Raw genomic sequence first — 5961 nt, forward strand, 5'->3', positions numbered from 1 at the left:
GGCGCTGCGGCGTCAGCTGCGGCGTCGGCGGATGCAGCGTCTGCCGGGGCCTGCGCAGCCGGCGCGGATGTGGCTGGCGCGGATGTGGCTGGTGCGGCAGGGGCGGCATCAGAAGTATCGGCGGGGGCGGGCGCGGCCGGGGCCTGCTGCACGTCCTGCAACATGACCTGGTCCTGGTCGCGCTCGACGTTGTAGACATCAATGCCGGTAACGCCAGCCACCGCCATGGAGCGGGAAGCCAAGTTGGTCAGCGTTGGCGAGGAAGCCAAGCCCACCTCAATTATCTGCTCCACGTGGTCAAAGAGGAACTCCTGGGTCTCAATCCAGCGCACCGGGGAAGCGAACTGCCAGGATAGAAGCTCGATGACCAGCAGGCGAGCCAGCTCGTGCTCAGGCAGGTCATCCACCTTCAGGCCGTCCAGCTTGCCCGAAGGCGCAAGCGGGCGGACCGCGTCGATGAAGTCCTGCGTGAGCTCAAACGGGCGGGCCACCAGGTTAGGAATGTAGCGGCCCACCAGGGCGTCTAGGTCCAGCTTCTGCGGCAGGAGCTCGTCGAGCTTGTCCGCAAAGGCCGGAACGCCGTCGCGCAGCACGCGGGAGTGGAAAGGCACGTCAATGCCCGGAACCAAGATGCCGGCGCGCGGGGTCACGGCGTTGGCGCGGTCCACCAGGGCCTTGATGCCGGCCTTGGTGCCCGCGATGGAATACTGCTGGCCGCGGATGTTGTAGTTGACGATTTCGAGGAACTCGCCGGTGTCCGCAGACACCTGGTTGACGTAGGCGTCCACGTCAAAGTCCGGACTGGGGTCCACCATATTCGGGCGCAGCGCGGCCATGGCGTAGTTGGAGTTGCCGTCCGCGTCGCGGTCGACCAGGTCGCCCATGGCGGAGCCGCGGGAGTAGACCACGTCAATGACGCCTTCGAGCTCAAACATGTTGGCCAGAGACGCCAGCGCGGTGTACTCGCCCAGGGAGTGCCCGGCGTAGAAAGAAGTAGGCGCGATGGCGTTGGCCGCGCGCAGGCGCTCAGTCTGGGCGTAGGCCACCACGGCCAGTGCCACCTGGGTGAACTGCGTTAAGTGCAGCACGCCCTGCGGATGGCGGAAGGTGGTGCCGCGCACGTCGATGGTGGTGGGGTTGTCATCCACAATCTGCTGGATGGAAAAGCCCAGGTTCTCGCGGGTGTGGCGGTCTGCGCGGGCCCAGATTTCGCGGGCCTCGGCGGACGCGGCGCGGTCGCCTGAGCCCATGCCCTCGGCCTGGATGCCCTGGCCGGGGTAGACGTACGCGGTCTTTGGCGCTGCCAGGAGGGCCTGGCCGCGGGAGACGACCTCCCCGTCAATGCGGCAGGTGACCTCAAGCGCGGCGTGGATGCCCTTGCGGCCCACGCGCTCGACGGTGATTTCCACCTCGTCGCCAAGCTGCACCATGCCGTACATGGAATAGGTCCAGCCCACCACGTTGCCGTGGCGTGCCGCCAGGTGCTGGGCGGTGGCAGACAGCCACATGCCGTGCACCAGCGGGGCCTCCAAATCCACCAGCTGGGCGGCGTAGTAGGAGGAGTGGATGGGGTTGTAGTCACCAGAGACCAGCGCGAACGGGGTCATATCCGCCGGCGCGGTCACGGTAGCGCGGTCGATGAAAGACCGCGGGGTGGACTCCACCAGGCCCGCGGACTTGCCGCCGCCCCACTCCGGCGCGGGCACCGGGGTATTGGTGCCGGTGGCGCGCCCGCGGATGGCAAAGCGCTGCATCTGGGTGGCAACCACGTCCTTGGTATCGTGGTCGCGCAGCTCCAGCTCCACGGTGACAATCCGCCCGGAGACCGACTCCGCGATGGAGGTGCACTTAGACGTCACGTCAATCCGGCGGCCGTTGGCCAGCTCTTCCAGCGGGATGCGCAGGTCCACCAGGTGATCCAGGTGCACGGCGTTGAGCAGGCCCTCAATGACGGGGTAGCCGTCTTCGAGCTTGCCGGAGCCCAGCGCGGTGTAGATGGCCGGCCAGCACGGGCCCACCAGCACGTCCGGGGTGCCCACGGTCGGGTTATTGGAGCCTACGGTTTCTACCGGCAGGCCGGCGCCGGTGACGTTGGTGTGCGCCTGCAGCAAGGATGCGGGCAGGGTGAAGGAGTAGTGAGCGAGCCCAAAGGGGGCATCGGCGGAGATGGAGCCTTCTTCGATTACCGGCATGGACTCGATAAAGTCGCCTTGCTCGGACATCGAACCCACGCCGGCCAGGCCTTCTAGCAGCGCGAAGACGCTGGCAGGCAGGCGCTCCTCAGAGACTACGGGGGAGCCGCCGGTGGAGACGTCTGCCGGCAAGTCCAGGGGAACGGTCACGGACTTGACGTAGAACGGGCGCTCATCTTCCGGCAGGTTGTCCCAGTAGGAATCGGAAGTGATGACAATTTCCCAGTTGCCGTCGGCGTCCTGGCGCAGCTCGAAGGCCTCCGGCTGCATCTCAAAAGCCGGGTTGGCCATCAGGTGCCCGTGCCACAAAATGGTGGGGGCGTTTAGGATGAATTCCTTCTCATCCTGGGCGGATCCCAGGCGGGAGAATACCGGCTGCGCGGTGGTGCCGGCGGACTCCAGGGCGTTGGTGGCGGCGGCCTCAAAACGGCCCAACAGGTCAGCTACGGGCTCGTTCTTCTTGGTGATACCGGCTACGGCCACCGGGCCGGGGATAATACGCACCTGGTCAGCGGTGTAGCGCGAATCCTGCGCCTGCCACAGCGTGTCCTTGCCAAACCAGGTCTTCAAATCACCGTCAATGGCGGGAACCCACGGCATGGGCTTGACGTACTTGTAGTGCAGGGCAATCCACCAGGCGGCATCGCGCGGGGAGACGGTGGTGTTCTTAGCCTCCGGGTAAGCCTCCAGCAGCTTGGCAGCTAGCTCCGGTGCCTGGGAGGCGTCAAAGTCAGCTTCCGGGAACAGGGTTTCAATCTGGCCGTGGTCCGCGTCATGAAGGCGCGCCTCCACGCGGTGCAGCAAGTCCAGGTAACGCTTGCCCCACATGGGGTCCACGAACGGGTGGGCAAGCTCCACGAAGCGCTCCACCCACTGCGCGTACGTCATCTTTTCGATGTCCCCAAAGTACGGCTTGGAGGTCTTGTTCAGCGCGGCGATGATCTCATCGCGGCGCTCGGAGTACTCGGAGATATCCAGCGAAGTAATCAGGCGCGAGGCCTTGGCAAAAGCGTTGTCCAGGTCGTGGATGTCCGCCAACAGGTGCGACTGGGAAGAGGCTACGCCGCCCACGCCCTGGCCGCGGCCTACCCAGCCGCCGTTTTCTTCCGGGGATACGCCCTTGGTGTTAACCAAGAGGTCCTTGACAGAGTCGGTGGCTTTGGCTTCCTTGGTGGCCATGGCAACGGTGCCAATGAAGACGGCATCGACCGGCATGGCGGGCAGGCCGTACTGGGTGGACCAGGAGCCGGTGATGTAAGTCGCGGCGCGCTCCGGGGAGTAAATGCCGCCGCCCACGGCCAGCACCGCGTTGGGGTGGTTGCGCACCAGGGCGTAGGTCTCTAGCAGCATGTCATCGAGGTTGACCCAGGAGTGGTGCCCGCCGGCGTGGCCGTCTTCGACCTGGATAATGATCTTGGTCTCCGGGTAAGCCGCGGCAATCTTGACCACGTCGCGGATCTGCTTGGCGGTGCCGGGCTTGAAGGAGATATAGGGGAAGCCGTCCGCGTGGAGCTGATCCATGATCTCCCCGGCCTCGTCTACCTCCGGGATGCCGGCGGAAACGCACACGCCGTTAAACGGCGCGCCGGCCGCGCGGGCTTTGGGCACCAGGCGGGCCTGGCCAAAGTGCAGGTTCCACAGGAAGCGGTCGAAGAACATGGTGTTGAACTGCGCGGTACGCCCCGGGTTGAGGTGCTCCTCCAGCACGGCGAGGTGCTTTTTGAATACCTCATCGGAGTACATGCCGCCGCCGGCCAGTTCCGTCCAGTAGCCGGCGTTGGCGGCCGCGGCCACGATTTCGCCGTCAGCGGACGTAGGCGTCATGCCGCCCAGGATGATGGGGCTAAGACCGGTGAGATCGGAAAAACGCGTCTGGGTGTAGGTCTTGCCGTCGGGCAAGGTGATAAGGCGCGGCGCGAAGTCCTGGTAGTTCACGGCGGTGGGCAGCTGCGTGCCCGGCGTGGCTAGGGCGTCGCGCGCGGCCGGGGTGTCGGCTAGCACGATGATCCGGCCGGTGCCGTTGATAAGCGGGGTGGTAATCCGCGCCAGGGGGCCGTCTAAGCTGATGAGCTCATCCGCGTCCAGCTTGGCTACGGTGGCCGGCCAGTCATGGACGTTGACCAGGATGTCGCGCGCCAGGCCACGGTCGTCGATGCCGCACTCCTTGGCCCACTTCTCAGTCAGCTCGGCTGCCGGCTCAAGGGAGGTGTGGTGGAAAGGCAGCGCCACGTCCAGGAAGTCGAACTTGGGCTCTAGCTCATCGCCGCCGATGGGCCGGGAGTCCAGCACCTTATTAAACTGCTGCGCGGCCTGCTCCACGGCGGCCTGCGTGGCCTTCAAGTCTGCCGGGCTGCCGGAGAGGGCGAAGGCGCGCGGGCCGTTGATAACGGAGATGGCCGCCTGGCCGCGCAGGTTGTCTTCGATGAAGCCGCGCTCTAGCCCGCGGATGGCCAGCATGTGCGCTGCGGTGTTGTTGCCGCCGTGAGTTGCGGCCGCCGCGGTGCCCATGAGCAGGGCCAGGGTCAGCGCTTCCTCCGGGGCTTCCAGCGCCAACACGCCCAGGCTGCCCTGGGAATGGCCAACGGCCTTGGTGGTTTCCAGGCCCAGGTCGCGCAGGTGGTTCACGGCCGCGATTTGGCCCAGGACGATGCCGGGGACGGAGTACGCCGGGAGCGCGTCCGAGGACACGGGGGTGGCGCCGCCGTCCAGCAGGGCCTCCAGGCGCTCGAAGACGCCCGGGCACGTCGATGCCACCGTGCGGGCGACTGGGGCCAGGCGCTGGCGGGCATCGGCAAGCAAAGTGCGCAGGCGCGCGGTCTCGTGCGGCGCCAGGTTTAGGGCGGCTTGCCAGTTGGTTCCTTGGCCCGCGAATAGGTAGGCCGGGTTCTTCAAGGAGTTCAAGGGAGTCAGCGACATGTGTTCCTCACTGTTTAGGTTTTGCATACGAACATTTATGACTACGTAACCGTAGCCTACTTTTGCGTAAGTTAGGGGCAACTCGCGGGCAGAATGTGAGGTTTTTCTCATGTCTTGGGCGATTGTGTAGTATTCGGGGTGCTACCCCCGTGGCCTGCGGAAATGCGGTAGGGTGGGGGAAGTTTAGGAGAAGAAAGGCAAAAACATGGCCACAATTGGCATCATTATTGGGTCCACGCGCGCGGAAAGAAACGGCGGTCAGATTGGCCGCTGGGTGGCCGAAACCGCCGGCGGGCGCGAACACGACTACCGCGTGGTTGACCTACGCGAGTTTGACGTTCCCATTTTGACCGCGGCCACCCCGCCCATGGCCGCCGGCCGGGAATACGAGGACCCGCGCGTGACCGAGTGGTCCCAGGCCATTGACGCGCTCGACGGTTTCATCTTTGTCACCCCGGAGTACAACGGTTCTGTGCCCGGGCCGTTCAAGAACGCCTTTGACAGCCTGGGCCCGGAGTGGAAAGAAAAGGCCATCGCGTTTGTGGGCTATGGGTTCTCCGGCGGGATTCACGTGATTGATGAATGGCGCCGGATTATCCGTAATTTCTCCATGACTGCGGTGCGCAACGACGTGGTGATTTCGCTTCCGGAGGAGTTCGACGAGGGCAAGTTCCACCCCGCCCCCGCCAGCGCGCAGAGGCTGGAATTGCTGCTCGATGACCTCGAGGCAGCACTAGTAGGGCAGTAGGAGGGGTCCTACTGCCCTGGTGCGCTGGCCGGCCCTGGTGCGGCTGCGGGCCGGGTTGGCCTGGCTGGTGCGCTGGCCGGCGCGGGTGCGGCTGCGGGCCGGGTT

General features: G+C 65.5%; 2 protein-coding genes. One reads left to right on the top strand and one right to left on the bottom strand.

All coding sequences use genetic code 11. From position 1 onward, the window contains the following. The coding region (locus tag F4V58_RS01085; protein WP_150385659.1) for a fatty acid synthase subunit beta domain-containing protein at window positions 1–5108 on the bottom strand (5108 nt) is incomplete at its 3' end. A 205-nt stretch (window positions 5109–5313) separates the two neighbouring features. On the opposite strand from F4V58_RS01085, the gene F4V58_RS01090 reads away from it, so the two are divergent. Beyond that, entirely contained in the window at window positions 5314–5856 is a 543-nt protein-coding gene (locus F4V58_RS01090; protein ID WP_075732626.1) for an NADPH-dependent FMN reductase, read from the top strand. Window positions 5857–5961: the final 105 nt, after the last annotated feature.

Origin of the sequence: Corynebacterium phocae, from assembly GCF_008693075.1 — a bacterium.
GTDB classification, from domain to species: domain Bacteria; phylum Actinomycetota; class Actinomycetes; order Mycobacteriales; family Mycobacteriaceae; genus Corynebacterium; species Corynebacterium phocae.

Bases quoted from the DNA above. Each gene is read 5' to 3' on its own strand.
- F4V58_RS01090 (WP_075732626.1), top strand. From the start codon at position 5,314: ATGGCCACAATTGGCATCATTATTGGGTCCACGCGCGCGGAAAGAAAC.